General features: G+C 65.5%; 15 protein-coding genes. 11 read left to right on the top strand and 4 right to left on the bottom strand.

The genetic code is table 11. The features are described 5' to 3' along the window. Positions 1-667: 667 nt before the first annotated feature. From JNX00_RS15345 to JNX00_RS15310, 8 genes are all read left to right on the top strand, one after another. Entirely contained in the window at positions 668-1,231 is a 564-nt protein-coding gene (locus tag JNX00_RS15345; protein WP_275564512.1) for a GspH/FimT family pseudopilin, read from the top strand. Next, entirely contained in the window at positions 1,216-1,713 is a 498-nt protein-coding gene (gene pilV / locus JNX00_RS15340) for a type IV pilus modification protein PilV (RefSeq protein WP_139146932.1), read from the top strand. The genes JNX00_RS15345 and pilV overlap by 16 nt, the downstream gene beginning before the upstream one ends. Then, entirely contained in the window at positions 1,710-2,738 is a 1,029-nt protein-coding gene (locus JNX00_RS15335) for a prepilin-type N-terminal cleavage/methylation domain-containing protein (RefSeq protein ID WP_337178788.1), read from the top strand. Before pilV ends, JNX00_RS15335 begins: the two co-directional genes overlap by 4 nt. Continuing rightward, positions 2,735-3,289 carry a PilX N-terminal domain-containing pilus assembly protein gene (locus JNX00_RS15330; RefSeq protein ID WP_070397610.1) on the top strand — a complete coding sequence of 185 codons (555 nt, stop codon included), beginning with the start codon at positions 2,735-2,737 and terminating at the stop codon, positions 3,287-3,289. Before JNX00_RS15335 ends, JNX00_RS15330 begins: the two co-directional genes overlap by 4 nt. Before the next feature lie 22 nt (positions 3,290-3,311). Further along, on the top strand, positions 3,312-7,655 hold the full coding sequence (locus JNX00_RS15325; RefSeq protein WP_204742791.1) for a PilC/PilY family type IV pilus protein: 4,344 nt from the start codon (positions 3,312-3,314) through the stop codon (positions 7,653-7,655). A 25-nt stretch (positions 7,656-7,680) separates the two neighbouring features. Beyond that, entirely contained in the window at positions 7,681-8,160 is a 480-nt protein-coding gene (locus tag JNX00_RS15320) for a type IV pilin protein (protein WP_275564511.1), read from the top strand. 337 nt (positions 8,161-8,497) lie between these two features. Continuing rightward, positions 8,498-9,298 (top strand): phosphodiesterase, encoded by an 801-nt coding sequence (locus JNX00_RS15315; RefSeq protein WP_070397612.1) that lies wholly within the window; start codon positions 8,498-8,500, stop codon positions 9,296-9,298. Positions 9,299-9,308: 10 nt separating this feature from the next. Beyond that, positions 9,309-12,572 (top strand): PAS domain-containing protein, encoded by a 3,264-nt coding sequence (locus tag JNX00_RS15310; protein ID WP_204742790.1) that lies wholly within the window; start codon positions 9,309-9,311, stop codon positions 12,570-12,572. 3 nt (positions 12,573-12,575) lie between these two features. Here JNX00_RS15310 and JNX00_RS15305 read toward each other — a convergent pair whose 3' ends face one another. Further along, on the bottom strand, positions 12,576-13,508 hold the full coding sequence (locus tag JNX00_RS15305) for an inositol monophosphatase family protein (protein WP_070397614.1): 933 nt from the start codon (positions 13,506-13,508) through the stop codon (positions 12,576-12,578). Between the two features lie 127 nt (positions 13,509-13,635). On the opposite strand from JNX00_RS15305, the gene JNX00_RS15300 reads away from it, so the two are divergent. Both JNX00_RS15300 and cysE read left to right on the top strand, forming a co-directional pair. Further along, positions 13,636-14,370, top strand: a complete 735-nt coding sequence (locus JNX00_RS15300) for an RNA methyltransferase (protein ID WP_070397615.1) — start codon at positions 13,636-13,638, stop codon at positions 14,368-14,370. Positions 14,371-14,398: 28 nt separating this feature from the next. Beyond that, positions 14,399-15,172 (top strand): serine O-acetyltransferase, encoded by a 774-nt coding sequence (gene cysE, locus JNX00_RS15295; RefSeq protein WP_070397616.1) that lies wholly within the window; start codon positions 14,399-14,401, stop codon positions 15,170-15,172. 93 nt (positions 15,173-15,265) lie between these two features. Here the strand turns inward: cysE and JNX00_RS15290 are convergent, their stop codons facing one another. From JNX00_RS15290 to yjgA, 3 genes are read right to left on the bottom strand one after another with little or no spacing between them, the layout of a single operon-like run. Further along, positions 15,266-15,742 carry an FKBP-type peptidyl-prolyl cis-trans isomerase gene (locus tag JNX00_RS15290; protein ID WP_070397617.1) on the bottom strand — a complete coding sequence of 159 codons (477 nt, stop codon included), beginning with the start codon at positions 15,740-15,742 and terminating at the stop codon, positions 15,266-15,268. Positions 15,743-15,765: 23 nt separating this feature from the next. Continuing rightward, the gene (gene mog / locus JNX00_RS15285; protein WP_070397618.1) at positions 15,766-16,368 is read right to left on the bottom strand and encodes a molybdopterin adenylyltransferase; all 603 of its coding nucleotides are present in this window, start codon (positions 16,366-16,368) and stop codon (positions 15,766-15,768) included. Beyond that, positions 16,365-16,997: a ribosome biogenesis factor YjgA gene (gene yjgA / locus JNX00_RS15280; RefSeq protein WP_070397619.1), complete on the bottom strand. Its 633-nt coding sequence runs from the start codon at positions 16,995-16,997 to the stop codon at positions 16,365-16,367. Before yjgA ends, mog begins: the two co-directional genes overlap by 4 nt. Positions 16,998-17,065: 68 nt before the next feature. Here yjgA and pmbA point away from each other — a divergent pair, with 68 nt between their 5' ends. Continuing rightward, complete coding sequence (gene pmbA / locus JNX00_RS15275; protein ID WP_204742789.1) at positions 17,066-18,472, top strand: metalloprotease PmbA; 1,407 nt, start codon at positions 17,066-17,068, stop codon at positions 18,470-18,472. Positions 18,473-18,477 lie beyond the last annotated feature (5 nt).

Here is an 18,477-nt window from a genome sequence, read left to right as displayed (position 1 = left end):
CGCGGGACTCTTTATCTGCTTTCGATCGGATTCGAAGCGCTTTCCCCAACCAGAAGGGGCCCTCCCATGTCCGACCACGCCAGCGATTCCCGCGAACTCTCGCACCGCCAGGTGCTGCTCGGCGGCAGAGCCACCCTCGCCGCTACCTTCGGTGGTTGGCTCGCCGCGCGATGGCCGCCCCGTGAACCCACATGCGGGCGGAGGACGACAAGCGTGCCACCCGCGAGCGCAAGGCCCTGCGGCGGCCGGCGCAACACAGCGGCCCGGACGGCCGTCGTGGAGCGACTCAGGGGGTGAAGGTGCGGGCCTTCGAGCTTGGCCCCTTGCCGGGGGCCATTCCGACCTGAGCCCCTGCGGCCACAGGCCAATGGGCACCGCGCGCGGCATCTGGCCCATGATCAAGTGGTCGTGCGGCCAAAACGGCCTTTCGTCAGTTTGAAAGAGGAGGGCAGTGCCGGCAGGGGCGAGGATACCGATACCCCCATTTTGCTGGCTGGTGAGCCGAATGGCCTCAGTCATCCTCTCGATGCGAAACGCATCCGTTTGTAACCACTCGTCGTTGCCTCGCAGACGCTTGTCTGTCGGAGCGTGCTGGCGAGCCGGGACGCGGAAACATGTCGGGATGCAAGCTCGGCTACTCCTTACCAGTAAAAAAAGGCGCTCGTTGGTGCTGAACGGCTTCACGCTGATCGAACTGATGGTCGCTGTAGCTATGCTCGCCATTCTGTTGGCGATCGCCGTACCCAGCTTTCGCAGCGCTCTGGCCGGCAATCGATTGACGGCATCCACAAATGACTTGATCAGTGCTATCGCTGCGGCACGCAGTGAGGCCATTCGGCGAGGTGGGCGCATCACCTTGTGCAAGAGCGCCGACGGCGTTTCTTGCACGGTCGCCGGAGGGTGGGAGCAGGGCTGGATCAGCTTCACCGATGTTACCCGGGCGGCCGTCAACCCCAGCGTGGATGCCGGGGAAACTGTGCTACTCCATGGTCAGGCATTGGCACCGCCTCTGTTGGTCAGGGGTAACGCCGGCGCCGCGAATTTCCTGTCATTCGCCGCCGACGGCACCATGAGGACCATGGCTGGCGCATTGCAAGGTGGTCGAATCCGAGTCTGCTACCCCGAAGTGCTCTCGAACAGCAATCGAGCGCGCGACATCGAGGTGCTGGCGACAGGCCGCCTAACCTCTACCACTCCCGGAAATGTGGATGACTCATGCCCGACACCGTGAAAACCGCAGTGACGCACGCAACATCGAGACCGCTTCGGCGTTCCTTCTTCGCGCGAGAGCGTGGCGTTGGCTTGATTGAAGTTCTGGTTGCCGTGCTGGTGCTGTCTTTGGGCCTGCTGGGAATGGCTGGCCTGCAAGCCAATGCACTGAAAGCCAATCAGAGCAGTTACGGTCGCAGCCAAGCTGTGATGTTGAGCTATTACATGCTCGATGTTTTGCGTGCAGATCGTGTTGGAGCCATTGCGTTGAACTACAACATGCCCTCCACGTGCAGTCCCGATGCGGTCGCGACTGCAGACCTGTCGGGCAATAGCCGTAAGCACTGGCTGCAAAGTATGCGTAACACGCTCGGCGATACCGATGACACCTGCGGCGCCATCAGCTGTGATGCGGCTGGAGTTTGCACCGTTACGATCGTTTGGGATGACAGCCGAGCCGGCGGCCTGGGCAACCAGACCTTCACCACCAGTAGCCGGCTATGAGGAATGTGCGCTTGGTCTATCGAATGAGCTGTCGCAGCTCACGCTCGCGTGTGCGAGGCTTCAGCCTAGTCGAGTTGATGGTGGCACTCGTTCTGGGGCTGATCATCGTTGGTGGCGTTATCAGCATTTTCCTGAGCAACCAACAGGCGGCCCGAGCGAACGAGGGGTTGGCTCGTCTCCAGGAGAACGCCCGTGTTGCTTTCGAATTGATGGCGCGAGACGTGCGGCAGGCGGGGGGTAACCTGTGCGGAGCCACCGTTACGGCGAATGTGCTGAACAATGCCGCGGCGACGTGGTGGGCCGATTGGGACGGCGGTGTCATTCGTGGTTACGACGAGACTCAGGACACGGTAGGCATCGTGCCATTCGGATTGGGCGTGGGGCAGCGGGTGGCTGGAACGCATGCGGTTGCGGTGCTCAGTGGCGGCATGTTTAACGGCTTTGTCGTGACAGGTCACAACCCCACGACCCATGTCTTTTCGTTGAATACACCCAATCACGATCTTGCAGCAGGTGACGTTGTGATGGTCTGCGATGGCGCGAGTGCGGCCATTGCTCAGCTGTCGGCCGTCTCTGGCGCACCAATCGGAAGCTTGACGCACGCTCAAGCGGGTACCCTCAACACCACCACCGATCTCGGCTTTCCCCTCGGGTCACCCAAGACCTTTCAGCCGGGCGGCATGGTGTCGCGGTACACCGCCAACTTCTGGTACGTCGGCCACAACCCTCGAGGAGGGACGTCGCTGTACAGGATGAACCGCACAGGGGTGCCGGAAGAAGTGGCTGAAAGCGTGACAGGCATGCAGGCGCAATTCTTGTTGCGCAACCAGACGAGTGGAAATCTCGGCAATGACTGGGTGACGGCGAGTGCGGTGGCCGCCTGGGACAACGCGGCCGCGGACTTGGTGGTGGCCGTGCGACTGACCTTGGACTTGGAGACCACCAATCGAGTGGGAACAGATCAGCAGCCGCTGCGGCGACAGCTGTTTCACGTCGTCAACCTTCGCAACCGTCCTGCGCCATGAAGCCGAGCCATGTGTCCTTGACCCATCGACGTCTTCGGATCGGTCGGCAGCGCGGGGTTGCCCTGGTCGTCGCGCTCATCCTGCTGGTGCTGATGACCTTGGTAGGCCTCGCTGCGATGCGCGGGGTTGCGCTGGAAGAGCGCATGAGCGCGAATACGTACGATCGCGGTTTGTCGTTTCAAGCGGCCGAGGCCGCCTTGAAAGAGGCCGAGTCGATCGTGGAAACAGCCCGTCCTACTCCGGCCGCTTTAGCCGCCTGTGTCAACGGCATTTGCGGCGCACCCAATCCCGCCAACACCGAGCGCTGGCTAGACCCCTTGTTGGCCGTGCCGCCCAATCCAGGCGGTTGGCATTCGGCCACGGTAGTTGTCAATGGAGGAATCTCCATCACTCCTCAATACATTGTTGAGTACCTGGGCGACACCTTTCCTTGTCAGCCAGGCAACCCGGCTTCCACAAACGACTGCAAGCGCTACCGGATCACCGCCCGGAGTGCACCTGGCGCCGATCGTGCAGTGGTGATGTTGCAGTCCATCTACGCCACCGATTGAGCCAGACCGAACGGAGATTCAGATGCACCATACCCCACTTCGTCGTGCTGGGCTGACTGCGGCGCTTGCCCTCGGGCTGGGCCTGCTTTACACGCCAAGCCAAGCGCTTGAGTGGCCGGCGCAGCCGCTCACCGCGATGGTCAGCGCCAAGCCGATGACCATGCTGATCGCCGGGCGTGATCACAAGTTCTTTTACGAAGCCTACAACGACGCCAGTGATCTCGACGGTGATGGTCAGCTGGACCTCTACTTCAAACCCGGCATCACCTACTACGGCTTGTTCGACTCGGGCTTGTGCTACTCATATAACAGCGCTGCGTCGATGTTCCAGCCGGCTTCTCAGGCTGACAGTCTGGGGCGTTGCACGGTGGGGGGCAGTTCGGGCGAGTGGTCGGGCAATTGGCTTAACTACGTTAGCACCAGCCGCATTGACGCCTTGCGCAAAGTGCTCTACGGCGGGTATCGGGACGTGGACACCAATTCGCAGACCGTGTTGCGCCGCGCCTATATTCCCCAAGATGCGCACAGTTGGGGCAAGGAGTTTCACAGCAGTCACAACTACAGAATCAGTGACTACACCGATCTGGATGAGCCCCCCAACGCCAGTACACGTCACTTCTTTGGCAGTCTGACAGCCAACCGCAGTCAGAGCTGCGCGACGTTGGACAATTGCAGCAATCTGCAGCCGTTATTGCGTATACGTTCCAATGTGGGCAACAACAAGCGCATCTGGGAGTGGGCGTCAAAAGAGCGGCCGGTGCTGCAAAACGATCTCTCGTCAGGGGCGTTCCCGAGCGGCACAGGAAATCAGCGGGATCTTGTCATCCGAGTCGAGGTCTGCACCGCTGCTTTTCACAATGAATGTCGCTTGTATCCGAATAATCAGTACAAACCGATCGGAATTTTGCATGAATATGGCGAAAATGGCGCAATGCTGTTTGGCCTTATCACGGGCAGCTACGATCAACACTTTTCGGGCGGCCGCTTGCGAAAAGTGGTGTCGTCCTTCTCCGATGAAGTGAATGCCACGACCGGGCAGTTCGCGAGTACAGCTTCGATCGTAAATACCTTTAATAACTTAAGAATTCGAGGTTTCAACCAGAGCAGTAGTTCGTCCGAATACTGGAAAAGCGGTCCATATATCGACTCTTCTAAGGACCCAACAGAAGGTCAATTGGTTGATTGGGGAAATCCCATCGCCGAAATGATGTATGAGGCGGTTCGCTATTTTTCCGGCAAAAAGGCGCCAACCACGGCCTTCAATACGGGCACCACGATGGACACCGCCGTGGGTCTTAGCCGGGTGACCTGGGACGACCCCTACGATAGGACGAATAGCAAAGCGAAGGCGCCGTTCTGCGCGCGTCCCAACTTGCTGACGATTTCTGATATCAGCCCCTCATACGATTCCGATCAATTGCCCGGTAGTAGTTTTCCGTTGCGCGGAACAACAAACAGCTACTTTTCGGGGGACATCACAGGTCTAAACGTAACCGCCCTCGGCGGCACAATCACGGCGATCGAGTCCAATATCACGGGGCGGCAGTTCTTCATCGCTCAGTCGGGCTCCGTCGATGACCGTTCCCCCACGCCCAAGGAAGTCAGCTCACTGGGCAATATTCGTGGCCTGTCTCCCGAAGAGCCGACCAAGGATGGCTCTTTTTATGCTGCATCAATTGCGTATTATGCCAAAACCCGAAACTTGCGGCCGGAATTCGGTGCCGGTCGCGAGGTGTATGCCGACACCTATGCTGTGGCCCTGAGCTCACCACTGCCGCGAATCGTTGCGAAATTGCCCAATGGTAAGGAAATCAGCCTGGTGCCATTTGCCAAGACGGTCGGAGGCAATGGCGTATCCAATACAAAGGGCGCCTATCAGCCGACCAACCAGATCGTTGATTTTTATGTCGAGTCCATCGTTAACTCGAGTGCCAATGATTTTGATGCGACGGTGAATGGCGGCCGGTATTCAGCACGATTTCAGATCAACTTCGAAGACGTGGAGCAGGGTGGTGATCACGACATGGATGCGATTGCGGAGTACCGGGTCGAGGCCAATGCCAATAACACGCTCTCAGTGACCGTGACGCCGCGTTATCAAGCGGGTGGCGCGCAGCAGGTGATGGGTTATGTGATCTCTGGTACGGATCGTGATGGCCCCTATCTTGTGGCGCAGGACGAAAGCTCCTCACGGTACTACTTCCTGAATGCGCCGGACCCCAGCAAAAAGTCTGGCATGTGTGATGTCGCGTCCAATCGGCCTGCCAACTGCGATCGTTTGCCGCAAATTGGCGAGACGCCCAACACTTTTGTGTTTAATCCCGGAACAACGGGGGGCGCTGCGTTCTTGAACAATCCGCTTTGGTATGCGGCGAAGTACGGCGGTTTCGTCGATCGCGACAAGAGTAAAACGCCCAATCTGTCGGTGGAGTGGGACGCGGACAACGACGGTGTTCCCGATACCTACTTTTTGGTCCAAAACCCTCTGACGTTGAAGGATACGTTGAGAAAGACCTTCAATAGCATTATTGACAAAAGCGGTTCCGCTGGAAATATTAGCTCCAACTCGACCGACTTGCGCGAGGACACCCGTGCATTCCAGGCCAAGTTCAATGCTCAAAATTGGGCGGGGGAATTGGAGGCGAAAGGCATCACCTCCAAGGGTGTGAACGAAACGGCAAGCTGGCGTGCTTCAGATCACTTGTTGAACGACGTTGGGCGGCGCATTTTCTACACCTCACCCAATGCTCTTGTGGGCAGTGCGGAGTTCACCGGCGACATTCTGACGGCCAATGGTGATCTGGCGCTCTTCAAAAATGATGCGAATTTGGTCAATTATCTTCGGGGTAATCGATCGCGTGAACTGCAGAACGGCGGTAGCCTTCGAGACCGCGGAGCGACCGTGCTTGGCGATATCGCGCATTCGTCCCCGGTGTATGCAAAAGACACCGATACCCTGTATGTAGGGGCAAACGATGGGATGCTGCACGCTTTCAACGCCCAGAACGGCCAAGAAGTCTTTGCGTACATTCCCAGCAGCGTGATGCCAAAGCCCGCCTCATGCTCAGGTTCGGCATGTGCGGGAATTCGGGCGTTGTCGGAGCTGGGTTACAACGAGAGTCATCGCTACTTTGTTGACGGCGAAATCGCGGTCACCTCGAGAAGTCAAACCACAGGGCGCAACCTTCTCGTCGCCGCTCTTGGGCGCGGCGGGCGCGGCTTGTTTGCATTGAATGTCACCAACCCAAACACCTTCGATGGCTCGAACGTTCTGTGGGAGACCTCGCTGAGCGATCCGGAAATGGACGACATGGGACATGTTCTTGGCCGTCCGGTGGTGGCGCGCATGAAGGTGGATGGCTCGGACGTCTGGGTGGTTATCGTCGGGAACGGATACAACAGCGCGAACGCGCGAGCCGCTCTCTACATCATTAATCTCGAGACTGGCGCACTCATCCGCAGAATTGCTACCAGTGCGGGTGGTGACAACGGACTGGCTGCGCCCGGTGTGTTTGACTCTGATAACGACGGCTATATCGATCACGTGTACGCCGGTGACATGATGGGCAACGTTTGGAAGTTCGATCTCAGCAGTTCAAGCCCCAGCCTCTGGGGCGTGGCTTATGCAGGTCAGCCCTTGTATGTTGCGAAAGATGCCGCGGGCAACGCACAGCCCATCACAGCCCAACTTCGCCTCGTGCGCAACTTCGTCAATGCAGATGCCAACTTCGGTAAGCTGTTTGTGCATTTCGGAACCGGCAGCTATTTTCGAACAGGCGACAATGTCACGCCGCCCGCAGGCGCTGCTTCGCAATCATGGTACGGCTTGATCGACGATGGCGCGCCCATCACCACGGGTCGCAACGAGCTTGTGCCGCGCACCATGAGTTTGTCAGTGACTTTTGCTGGGCGAAATGTCCGCACGTTTTCATCTGCATCGGCAAACGACATGGTTGGCAAGCGGGGCTTCTATATCGACCTGCCGCAACCGGAGCGCATCATCACCGCTTCCAATACCCTTCGGGCGGTCGAGCCGGCGTTGGTGGCCAGCATCATTCGTCCGCAGTTCGACGAGTGCGTGCCTGGCGGTACGGGTGTTGTCGCCGCGATCAATCCATTCACTGGGGCGGCCTTAACCCGGCCATTTTTCGATGTAAATGACAATGGCAGTTTCTTGGACGACACGGTGAATGGCGCATACATTGGCGCAGTCGATCTGGGCATTGGAATGCCGGGGGAGGCAATTTTGGTGGGTAATCAACTCGTCGTGGGCGGTTCAACTGGCACCATGGGGTCGATTAGGGTCAACCTTGGCTTGACGCCGGTGCGTGGCCGCCTGACATGGCGCGAAGTCGTTCGCGATTGATGGTTTTCGAAAAGCAAGTGATGAGGTGACTCTTCGCTTTAAGGTGTTGATGATGCAGAACCCAGATCCGATTCAACGCGCACGCTCGAGGGGTTTCACTCTGATCGAACTCATGATCACAGTAGCCATAGTGGCCATCCTCGCGGCTGTGGCGTACCCCAGTTACACCAGCCACGTGCAGAAGACGCGCCGTGCCGCCGCCGGCGCCTGTCTGACCGAACTGTCGCAATGGATGGAGCGCAACTACACCACCTGCTTGCGCTACAACGCGACCGGTGCGGGGTGCGGCACCGCCGTGACCAATGCGCAACTCCCTGCGCTGACCTGCCGCAACGATTTGGCAGGGGCCTATGTCTTTTCGTTCACGGCCAACCCCACCGCCTCGGCCTATGCACTGCAGGCCGTACCTCAGGGGCCCCAGGCGAGCGACACGCGTTGCGGGACCCTTACCCTCAACCAGACCGGCGCGAAGGGTGCCGCCGCAGCTACCCGCTGCTGGAACTAGCGTCCCTATCCGATTGCATCCGGATTCACACGTCGGTCGCGCGTCCGCATGAAGGCGGCCACGTCGTCGAGCCGGGCCCCGGCGATGGCCTAGGCGCTGGCCGCCAGCCGCACCCACTTCATCCATCCCTTGGCCGCCAGGCGTCGGCCGCTCTCCTGTGCATGGAGCAGGACCGCTGCGCGCGCTTGCTCGCCAAAGCTGGCATCAAACCCGACTGGCCTGCCTCCCCCGAAATGGGGGGAGGCCTCGGGTTTCGGAGGCTTGCCGGGCGCCGGGCGCCTGTGGATGATGCGTGAATGCCCGGCACCCGCCCACCCACGAGCCCGCCGCTCTCCCCATGCTGATCGCCCAGGTGTCCGACCTGCACGTCTGCGCGCCGGGGCAACTGGCCAACGGCGTGGTCGACACCAACGCCATGGCGCGCGCCGGCCTGGAGGCCGTAGCGGCGCTGCAACCCCGGCCCGACGCGCTGCTGCTCTCCGGCGACCTGGTGGAAGCTGGCGGCGCCGCGTCCTACGCCCACCTGCTGGAGCTGCTCGCGCCCATCGACCTGCCCCTGTACCCCGTGGCGGGCAACCACGACGAGCGCGAGGCCCTCGCCGAGGCCTTCGGTGGCCGCGCCGGCCCGCACACCGCCCGCCTGCCGGGCTTCTGGCAGTACGCGGCCAGCCTGGGCCCGCTGCGCCTGCTGGTGCTCGACACCGTGGTGCCGCGCCAGGGCCACGGCGCCTTGTGCGCGCGCCGGCTCGACTGGCTCGACCAGCGCCTGGCCGAGGACGCCACGCCCACTGTCGTTGCCATGCACCACCCGCCGTTCGCCACCGGCATCGGCCACATGGACGCCATGGGCCTGCTGGACGGCGCCGAGGCGCTGGAGGCGATCGTGCGGCGGCACGGCCAGGTGCAGGTCATCCTGTGCGGCCATCTGCACCGCAGTATCCAGGTGCGCTTCGGCGGCACGGTGGCCAGCGTCTGCCCCAGCACGGCGCATCAGATCGCGCTCAATTTGCTGCAGTCGTCGGCCGATGGATACGTCATGGAACCCCCCGCCTTCCAACTCCACCTGTGGCACGGTGGCCGGCTCGTGAGCCATACCGTGCCGATCGGCGACTTCGGCGGCACGCAGCCCTTTGCCTGAGGCGCCCGCCATGGACGCCGAAGCCCCGCTGCCGTACCAGGAGCTGTTCCAGCTTTCGCCCGTGGCCGCCTGTGTCACGCGCGTGAGCGACGGCCTGGTGATCGACGTCAACGCGGCCTGGGAGGCGCTGTCGGGCATCGCCCGGCGCGACGCGATCGGGCGCACCACGGTGGAGCTCGGCCACTGGAACGACGAGGCCGAGCGCACGGCCGCGCTGGCCCTGGTGCCGGGCACGCTGGCGCCCACGGTGGTGCGCTTCAAGGGGGGTGACCCGCACCTCGTGCGCATGCACGCGGTGCAGCTGCCCGTGACGGATGAGCGGCCCGAGGCCCTGCTGTTGGTGCAGATCACCCAGGCCGACCGCGAGGTGCTGGCCGAGGCGGCGCGCGAGCAGACCGCCCAGGCCCTGCGCGCCACCAACCTGGAGCTGCAGCAGCGCGTGGAGCTGCACAGCGTGATGGAGAGCACCGCCCACCTGGGCCACTGGACGAACGCCGAGGACGACGAGGAGGTCTTCTGGTCGCCGGGCCTGTTCGCCATCACCGGACGGCCGCGCAGCCAGCGCCTGACCCGCGCCGAGGTGCGCGCCGGCATCCACCCGGACGACCGCGCCGCCTGGCTGGCCGCGCGCGAGCGCCGCGACGGCCGCGAACTGGCCTTCCGCTGGCTGCACCCCGATGGCCAAGTGCGCTGGTTCCGCACGCGCATGGGGCTGACCCTGGTCAAGGGCAACCCGCAGACCGACTTCGGCGTGGTGCAGGACATCACCACCGAGCGCGAGGCCAGCGAGCGGCTGGCCGAGCAACTGCGGCTGCTGCAGAACATCGCCGCGCGCGTGCCGGGCATCTTCTACCAGGCCCGCCTCACGCCCGACGGGCGCACCGCGCTCGGCTACATCAACGAGGCCGTGCGCGAGCTGTTCGACGAGGACGCCGCCGCGCTCATGCGCGAGCCGCGCAAGCTATTCCAGGTGCTGCACCCCGAGGACCGGGCGCGCGTGATCGCCACGCTGGCCTACTCGGCGCAACACCTGCTGCCCTGGCGCGAAACCTACCGCGTGCTGCTGCCCACGCTGGGCCTGCGCTGGCTCAGCCTGGACAGCACGCCGCAGCGCGAGCCCGACGGCAGCGTGGTCTGGCACGGCCTGGCCACCGACGTGACCGAGGCGCGCCAGGAAGCGCTGCGCCGCGAACGCGTCAACCGCATGCTCTCGGCTATCACGCAGGCGCAGTCGGTGTTCATTGAGGCCGAGGACAAGCGCCGCGCCTTCGAGGGCCTGCTCGACGCCTTTCTCGGCGTCACCGACAGCACCTACGGCTTTCTGGGCGAGGTGCAGTACGACGACCGGGAGCAGCCCTATCTGCGCACGCACGCCATGACCGATATCTCGTGGGACGAGGCCTCGCGCCTGGCCTTCGCGGCGCACGCGGATGCCGGCATGGAGTTCCGCAACCTGAACACCCTGTTCGGGCACGCGCTGCGCACCGGAGAAACCGTGATCGCCAACGACCCGGCCCACGACCCGCGTGCGGCGGGCATGCCCGGCGGGCATCCGGCGCTCAACGCCTTCCTGGGCATTCCGCTGGCCGTGGGCGAGCGCCTGGTGGCCATGGTGGGCCTGGCCAACCAGCCCGGTGGCTACGGCACCGACGACGTGGCTTTTCTTCAGCCCTTGCTGGGCGCGCTGCGCCAGCTCGTGCTGGCCTGGCGCCACCACGGGGAGCGCCTGCGCACCAGCGCCCAGCTGCAGGCCACCGGCGCCCTGTTGGCCGAGAAAAGTGCCGCGCTGCAGGTCACGCTGGACAGCATCACCCAGGGTCTGGTGAAGATCGACACCGAGGGCCGCGTGAGCGTCTACAACCGGCGCTTCCTGGAGCTGCTGGACCTGCCCGACGAGATGATGCGCGAGCGCCCGCTGCACGACGATGTGGTGGTCTACCAGGCCCGGCGCGGCGACTTCGGGCCCGAGTTCAACTGGGTCGAGCCGCGCGCGCGCAGCTACGTGGCGCTCGACCCGCGCGCCGACCTGCCCGAGCAGTACTGGCGCCGCACGCGCGAGGGCCGCACGCTGGAGATCCACACCTTCCGCTTTCCCGAAGGCGGCCTGGTGCGCACCTACGCCGACGTCACCTCCTACATCGAGGCCCAGGAAGCGCTGCGCGGCGAGCGCCAGCGCCTGGCCTGGGTGCTGGAGGCCACGCGGCCCGGCATCTGGGAAACCAACCTGGCCGACGGCAGCATGAGCATCAACGACCGCTGGGCCGAGATGCTGGGTTACGCGCGCGCCGAGCTCGAGCCCGTGAACCATGCGACCTGGTCCTCGCGCGTGCACCCCGAGGACCTGCCGCGCGCCATCGAGGCGCGCGAGCGCCACACCTCGGGGCTCTTGCCGTACTACGAATGCGACCTGCGCCTGCGCCACAAGGACGGCCACTGGGTCTGGGTGAACTCGCGCGGGCGCGTGCACCAGCGCGATGCCGAGGACCGTGCGCTCTACATGTCGGGCACGCACCTGGACATCAGCGAGCGCGTGGCCGCGCAGGAACAGATCCGCGCCCTCAACGCCGGCCTGGAGCAGCGCGTGCGCGAGCGCACCGCCGAACTGGAGCGCTCCATGCGCGACATGGAGGCCATCTCGTACTCCATCGCGCACGACCTGCGCGCGCCACTGCGTTCGGTCAACGGCTTCGCGCAGATCCTGGCCGAGGAGGAGTCGCAGCGATTGAGCGAGAGCGGGCGCGAGATGTTCCTGCGCATTTCGCGCTCGGCGCGCAACATGGGGCAGATGATCACCGACATGCTGGAGCTGCTGCGCGTGGTGCAGGTGGAACTGGAGCCCCGGCCGGTGGACATGACCGCGCTGGCCCACGCCGTGGCCGAGTCGCTGGGGCCGCAGGCGCCGCAGCTGTCCATCGAGGTGGGCGAGCTGCCCGAGGCCCTGGGCGATGCCACGCTCCTGCGCCAGGTGCTGAGCAACCTGGTGGACAACGCCATGAAGTACTCGCGCCAGCAGGCGGAGCCGCGCGTGTGGCTGGGCCATGACCCAGCCCTGCACGCCTACTTCGTGCGGGACAACGGCATGGGCTTCGACATGGCGCGCGCGGCCAAGCTGTTCGGCCTGTTCCAGCGCCTGCACGCCAACAGCGAGGTGCCGGGCATGGGGGTCGGGTTGGCCATCGTCCAGCGCATCGTCGAGCGGCACGGCGGCCGCGTCTGGGCCGAATCGGCGCCGGGGCAGGGCGCCACGTTCTGGTTCAGCCTGCCCCGGGCCTGAGGCTCACTCGCGCTCGGCCGGGTCCTCGGTGTCCGGCGCCGCGTCCGCCTCGGGGGCGGCGGGCTTGCCCACCGTCTTGCGCGCCGCCGCGCGGGCCTGGCGCACCGCGGCCTTGTCGCCCGCGCTGGCGAACTTGCTGTACTTGCCCGTCAGGGCCACCAGTTGGCCATAGACCCGGGGGTTGGCTGCCAGGCATTCCTTCTGCTCCAGGAAGTCCGGCTCGCCGGTGAAGTTGCCGATCAGGCCGCCGGCCTCGGTCACCAGCAGCGCGCCCGCCGCCACGTCCCAGGGCGACAGGCCCATCTCGAAGAAGCCGTCGGAAAAGCCGGCGGCCACGTAGGCCAGGTCCAGCGCGGCCGAGCCCGGGCGGCGCACGCCAGCCACCTTGGGCATGACCTCGCCCAGCATCTGCATGTAGGTCTGGAAGGCGTCGCCCGGGCGGAACGGGAAGCCCGTGGACAGCAGGCAGTCGCGCAGCGAGGTGCGCTTGGCCACGCGGATGCGGCGCTCGTTCAGGTAGGCGCCGCGCCCCCGCGTGGCGCAGAACAGGTCGTTTCGGGAGGGGTCGTACACCACGGCCTGCTCGATGCGGTTGCCCACCATGAGCGCGATGCTCACGCAGTAGACGGGAAAGCCGTGGATGAAGTTGGTGGTGCCGTCCAGCGGATCGATGATCCACACGTGGTCCTTTTCGCGGCCCTTGCCGGGCTGCTGGCCGGACTCCTCGGCCCAGATTCCGTGGCCGGGGTAGGCGGTTTTCAGGGTCTCGATGATCGCGGCCTCGGCCGCGTGGTCGATCTCGGTGACGAAATCGTTGGTCTGCTTGGCCGTCACCCGCACGGCTTCAACGTCGAGCGCGGCGCGGTTGATGATGGCGCCGGCGGCGCGCGCGGCCTTGATGGCCACGTTGAGCATGGGGTGGTAGCTGGACGACATGGATTGTGACCTTCGCGCCGGGGCGCAACGGTGAAGAGCAGGGGGTGGGGGCGCGCCGGGCCCGGCGATGCGGGCGGCGACAATGGCGGGCGATTTTACTAGGCCGGCGCCCAACGCCGTTCCCCGCATGAAAACCCGCTTCGTCCTGATCGAAACCAGCCACGCCGGCAACGTCGGCGGCGCCGCGCGCGCCCTCAAGGTCATGGGCTTCGACGAACTGGTGCTGGTTCGCCCGCGCTGGCCCAATGTGCTGCGCAAGGAGGAGACCATCCAGCGCGCCAGCGGCGCCACCGACGTGCTGGCCAAGACGCGCGTGGTCGACACGCTGGACGAAGCCCTGGACGGCATCACCCACCTGTGCGCCACCGCCATGACGCCGCGCGACTTCGGCCCGCCCACGCGGGCCCCGCGCGAGCACTTCGCCGCCCTGCTGGCCGAGCCCGCGCCGCCGTCCGGCGTGGCCTTCCTGTTCGGCAGCGAGCGCTTCGGCATGGCCAACGAGGACGTCTACCGTTGCCACGCGGCCCTGTCCATTCCCACCGCGCCGGGCTATGGCTCGCTCAACCTGGCGGCCGCGGTGCAGCTCATCGCCTACGACTGGCGCCAGGCCCTGGGGGGCTTCGCGGTCGACTCGCCCGTGGCCGCGCGCCCGGGAGCCGACGCGGCGGCCGTGGCCGGCATGCTGGAGCACCTGCAGCAGGCCCTGGTGGCGGTGGACTTCCTGGACCCGGCCGCGCCCAAGAAGCTGATGCCGCGCCTGCAACAACTATTCAACCGCGCGCAACCCACCGACGAAGAAGTCCACATTCTTCGCGGTGTTGCCCGCGCCATGCTGCAGACCGCCGAGCGCGCGAAACGCTAGACTGCACGGCCCTGATACAGCCCGTCTCATGTTCGACCGCCTCCGCTCCGACGTCCAATGCATCCTTGAGCGCGACCCGGCCGCGCGCAGCACCTTCGAGGTGCTGACGTGTTACCCGGGCCTGCACGCCGTGGTGCTGCACCGCCTGGCGCATGGCTGCTGGAACCGTGGCTTCAAGTGGCTGGGGCGCTTCATCTCGCACTTGGGCCGCTTCTTCACTGGCATCGAAATCCACCCGGGCGCGAAGATCGGCGAGCGGGTGTTCTTCGACCACGCCATGGGCACGGTGGTGGGCGAGACGGCCGAGATCGGCGACGGCTGCACCATCTACCAGGGCGTCACCCTGGGCGGCACCTCGCTTTACAAGGGCACCAAGCGCCATCCCACGCTGGGCCGCGACGTGGTGGTGAGCGCGGGCGCCAAGGTGCTGGGCGGCTTCGAGGTGGGCGACGGCGCCAAGATCGGCAGCAACGCGGTGGTGATCAAGCCCGTGCCCGCGGGCGCCACGGCCGTGGGCATTCCGGCCCGCATCATCCCCAGCAAGAAGGGCGAGAGCGCCGACGTGACCGAAGACGCCAAGCCCAAGTTCTCGGCCTACGGCATCACGCAGGAAGACGACCCGCTGTCGCAGGCCATGCGCAGCCTGATCGACAGCACCGCCAGCCAGGAGCACCAGATCGCGCTGCTGTGGCAGGCGATCGAGAAACTGGCCGAGGCGCGCGAGCGCGACTGCGTGCCCCGGGACGCCCAGCGCGAAGAGCACTTCCAGGCCGACAAGCTCAACCAGCTGGTGGGCAAGTGAGGTCCTGAGCCTGTGGCGCCGCGGCACCGGTATTTGCCGGGCCGCAGCCACCGTTCCCGGGGGGAAGACGGCCGTCCGGCCGGCGAAGGGGGGTCAGTGGTGGTGGCCGTGCGCGCCGTGCGCGTGGCCGTGCTGGATTTCCTCGGGCGAGGCCGCGCGCACGTCCAGCACCTTCAGGGTGATGGTCAGGTCTTCGCCCGCGAGCGGGTGGTTGCCGTCGAGGTGCACGGTGTCACCCTTGATCTTCTTGACGGTGAACAGGTGGCGCCGGCCCTGCTCGTCGGAGCCTTCCAGCTGGCCGCCGACCTTGATGCCGGGCGGGAACTGCGTCTTCGGGATGCTGGTGACCAGGGACTCGTCGCGTTCGCCGAAGGCCAGCGAGGGCTGCAGGGTGACGGTGGTGCCGAAGCCCTTTTCCTGTCCCTCCAGCGCCACCTCGATGCCGTGCAGCGTGTTGCCGTAGCCGCCGTGCAGGTAGGCGCGCGCGGTTTTGCCTTCGTCCAGCACCTTGCCTTGGGCGTTCTGGATGCGCGCGGTGACGGTGACGACGGTGTCTTTTTCGATTTTCATGGCGGGTTCCTCGGGTGGTGGCTTCAGCGGGCGGGGCGCACCGCGTTCTTCGGGCGCCAGGCCTTGATCACTTCGTCGTGCGTTTCGATGTACGGGCCGCCGATGAGGTCGATGCAGTAGGGCACGGCCGAGAAGATGCCGTTGACGCGCACCGAGCCGTCGGCGTTCTTCGCGCCTTCCAGCGTTTCGGCGATGGCCTTGGGCTGGCCGGGCAGGTTGATGATCAGCGATTCGTCGCGGATGACGGCAACCTGGCGCGAGAGGATGGCCGTGGGCACGAAGGCCAGGCTCACCTGGCGCATCTGCTCGCCGAAGCCCGGCATCTCCTTGTGCGCCACGGCCAGCGTGGCCTCGGGCGTCACGTCGCGCTTGGCCGGGCCGGTGCCGCCGGTGGTGAGCACCAGCGCGCAGCCCAGGTCCACCAGCTCGATGAGCGTCTCGCTGATGCGCGCCTGTTCGTCGGGGATGAGGCGGGCCTCGAAAGTGATGGGGTTCTTCAGCGCGCGCGTCAGCCAGTCCTGCAGCGCGGGCAGGCCCTGGTCCTGGTAGACGCCGCTGCTGGCGCGGTCGCTGATGGAGACGATGCCGATGCGCACCGGGTCGTGCGCGGGAGAGGGTTCGCTCATGCTGGGTCGCCGGGTTCGTCGCCTTCGCCGCGCGCCAGCGCGGCCTTGACGTGTTGGAAGATCTCTCGGTAGGCCTTGCCATGGCGCTGCGCCTCGCCGGGCCGTTCCTTCACGGCCTGCGCGTCCTTGCGGGCCTGGCGGATGAGGGTGCGCAGCTGCTGCACGTCGGCCCCAGCGTCCTGGGCCAGCCAGTCCGTGAGGGCGCCGTCGTCGGCGATCAGGCGGTCGCGCCACTGTTCGGCCTGGTGCAGCTGCAGCGTGGCCTCGGCCGAGGGCCGCTGCTGCTCCTCGATGGCGGCCTCGATGGCGGCGATGGTCTCGTCGGGCAGCTTGCGCATGAGCTTGCCGATGTACTGCATCTGCCGGCGCCGGCCCTCGAAGTTGGTGATGCGCCGCGCCTCGGCCAGCGAATCGACCAAGCGGTCGTCCAGGCCCAGGCGGTTGAACAGGTCGCCGCGCAGCGTGAGCAGCTGCTCGCCCAGGTTCTGCAGGCGATCGCTGAGCTTCTTCAGGTCGGTCTTGCTCAGTTCGCCGCCCTTGGCGTCGCGCTTGAGCTCCTGGTCGAGCTCGCTGCCCTCGGCAACAAAGTGGCCGCGAACGAAATAGCCTCGGGTGGGTTTGCGCGACATGGGGAAGGGATGGGGCTTGTGCAAGGCGGCGGACGCCTCGCAAAGGGGCCCGTATCATAGCGGCCGCCATGTCCAAGACCGACTCGAACACCCCCTTGCCCGGATTCCAGTACAGCCGCCACCAGTTCGAGGAACTGGTCGATCTGGCCCTGGGCCACGCCAAATCCCTGGGCGCGGCCGACGCCGCAGCCGAAGTTTCCGAAGGCGCCGGCCTGAGCGTGTCGGTGCGCAAGGGCGAGCTGGAAAACGTCGAGCGCAACCGCGACAAGTCCCTGGGCGTCACGGTTTACCTGGGCCGCCGCCGCGGCAACGCCAGCACCTCCGACTTCTCCGCCGCCGCCGTGCGCCAGACCGTACAGGCCGCCTACGACATCGCCCGCTTCACCGCCGAAGACCCCGTGGCGGGCCTGCCCGACGCGCAGGACGTGGCCTCTCGGGCCGACCGCGCGCGCGACCTGGACCTCTTCCACCCCTGGGCCGTCACCTCGGAGCAGGCGGCCGAACTGGCCCTGGCCTGCGAGGCCGCGGCCTTTGCCACCAGCAAGAAGATCACCAACAGCGAAGGCGCCAGCGTCTCGGCGCAGCAGTCGCACTTCTTCGGCGCGCACCTGCGTGGCGGCGAGCGCGGCGGCGACGGCACCTTCAGCGGCGGCTACGCCAGCTCGCGCCACAGCCTGTCGGTGGCGCCCATCGCCGGCAAGGGCGCGCAGATGCAGCGCGACTACTGGTACAGCTCCATGCGCGCGCCGCAGGACCTGGCCACGCCCGAGGCCGTGGGCCGTTACGCCGCCGAGCGCGCGCTCTCGCGCCTGCGCGCGCGAAAGATCGCCACCACCGAGTGCCCGGTGCTGTTCGAATCGCCCCTGGCTGCCGGCCTGCTGGGCGCCTATGTGCAGGCCACCAGCGGCGGTGCGCTGTACCGCAAGACCAGCTTCCTGGCCGACAGCCTGGGCAAGCCGGCCATGGCCGCTCACCTGGACATCGACGAGGACCCCTTCGTGCGCGGCGGCAAGGGCAGCTCGCCGTTCGACGACGAGGGCGTGCGCACCGCGCCCCGCCGCGTGGTCGAGGGGGGTGTGGTGCAGGGCTATTTCCTGTCCACCTACTCGGCGCGCAAGCTGGGCATGCGCACCACCGGCAACGCGGGCGGGTCGCACAACCTCACGCTGACCAGCCGGCGCACGAAGGCGGGCGACGACCTCGACGCCATGCTCAGGAAGCTGGGCCGTGGCCTGTTCGTCACCGAGCTCATGGGCCAGGGCGTCAACCCCGTCACGGGCGACTACTCGCGCGGCGCCGCGGGCTACTGGGTCGAGGACGGCGTGATCGCCTACCCGGTGCAGGAGATCACCATCGCCGGCAACCTCAAGGACATGCTCATGGGCGTCGAGGCCGTGGGCGCGGACGCCTACAACTACGGCGCCAAGACGGTGGGATCGGTGCTGGTGAACCGCATGAAGGTCGCCGGCAGTTGATGCCA

Origin of the sequence: Hydrogenophaga sp. YM1 (genome assembly GCF_016903055.1) — a bacterium.
Classification (GTDB): Bacteria; Pseudomonadota; Gammaproteobacteria; order Burkholderiales; family Burkholderiaceae_C; genus Hydrogenophaga; species Hydrogenophaga borbori.
The sequence above is the reverse complement of the archived record's forward strand: the minus strand, read 5'-3'. Positions and strand labels throughout refer to the sequence as shown.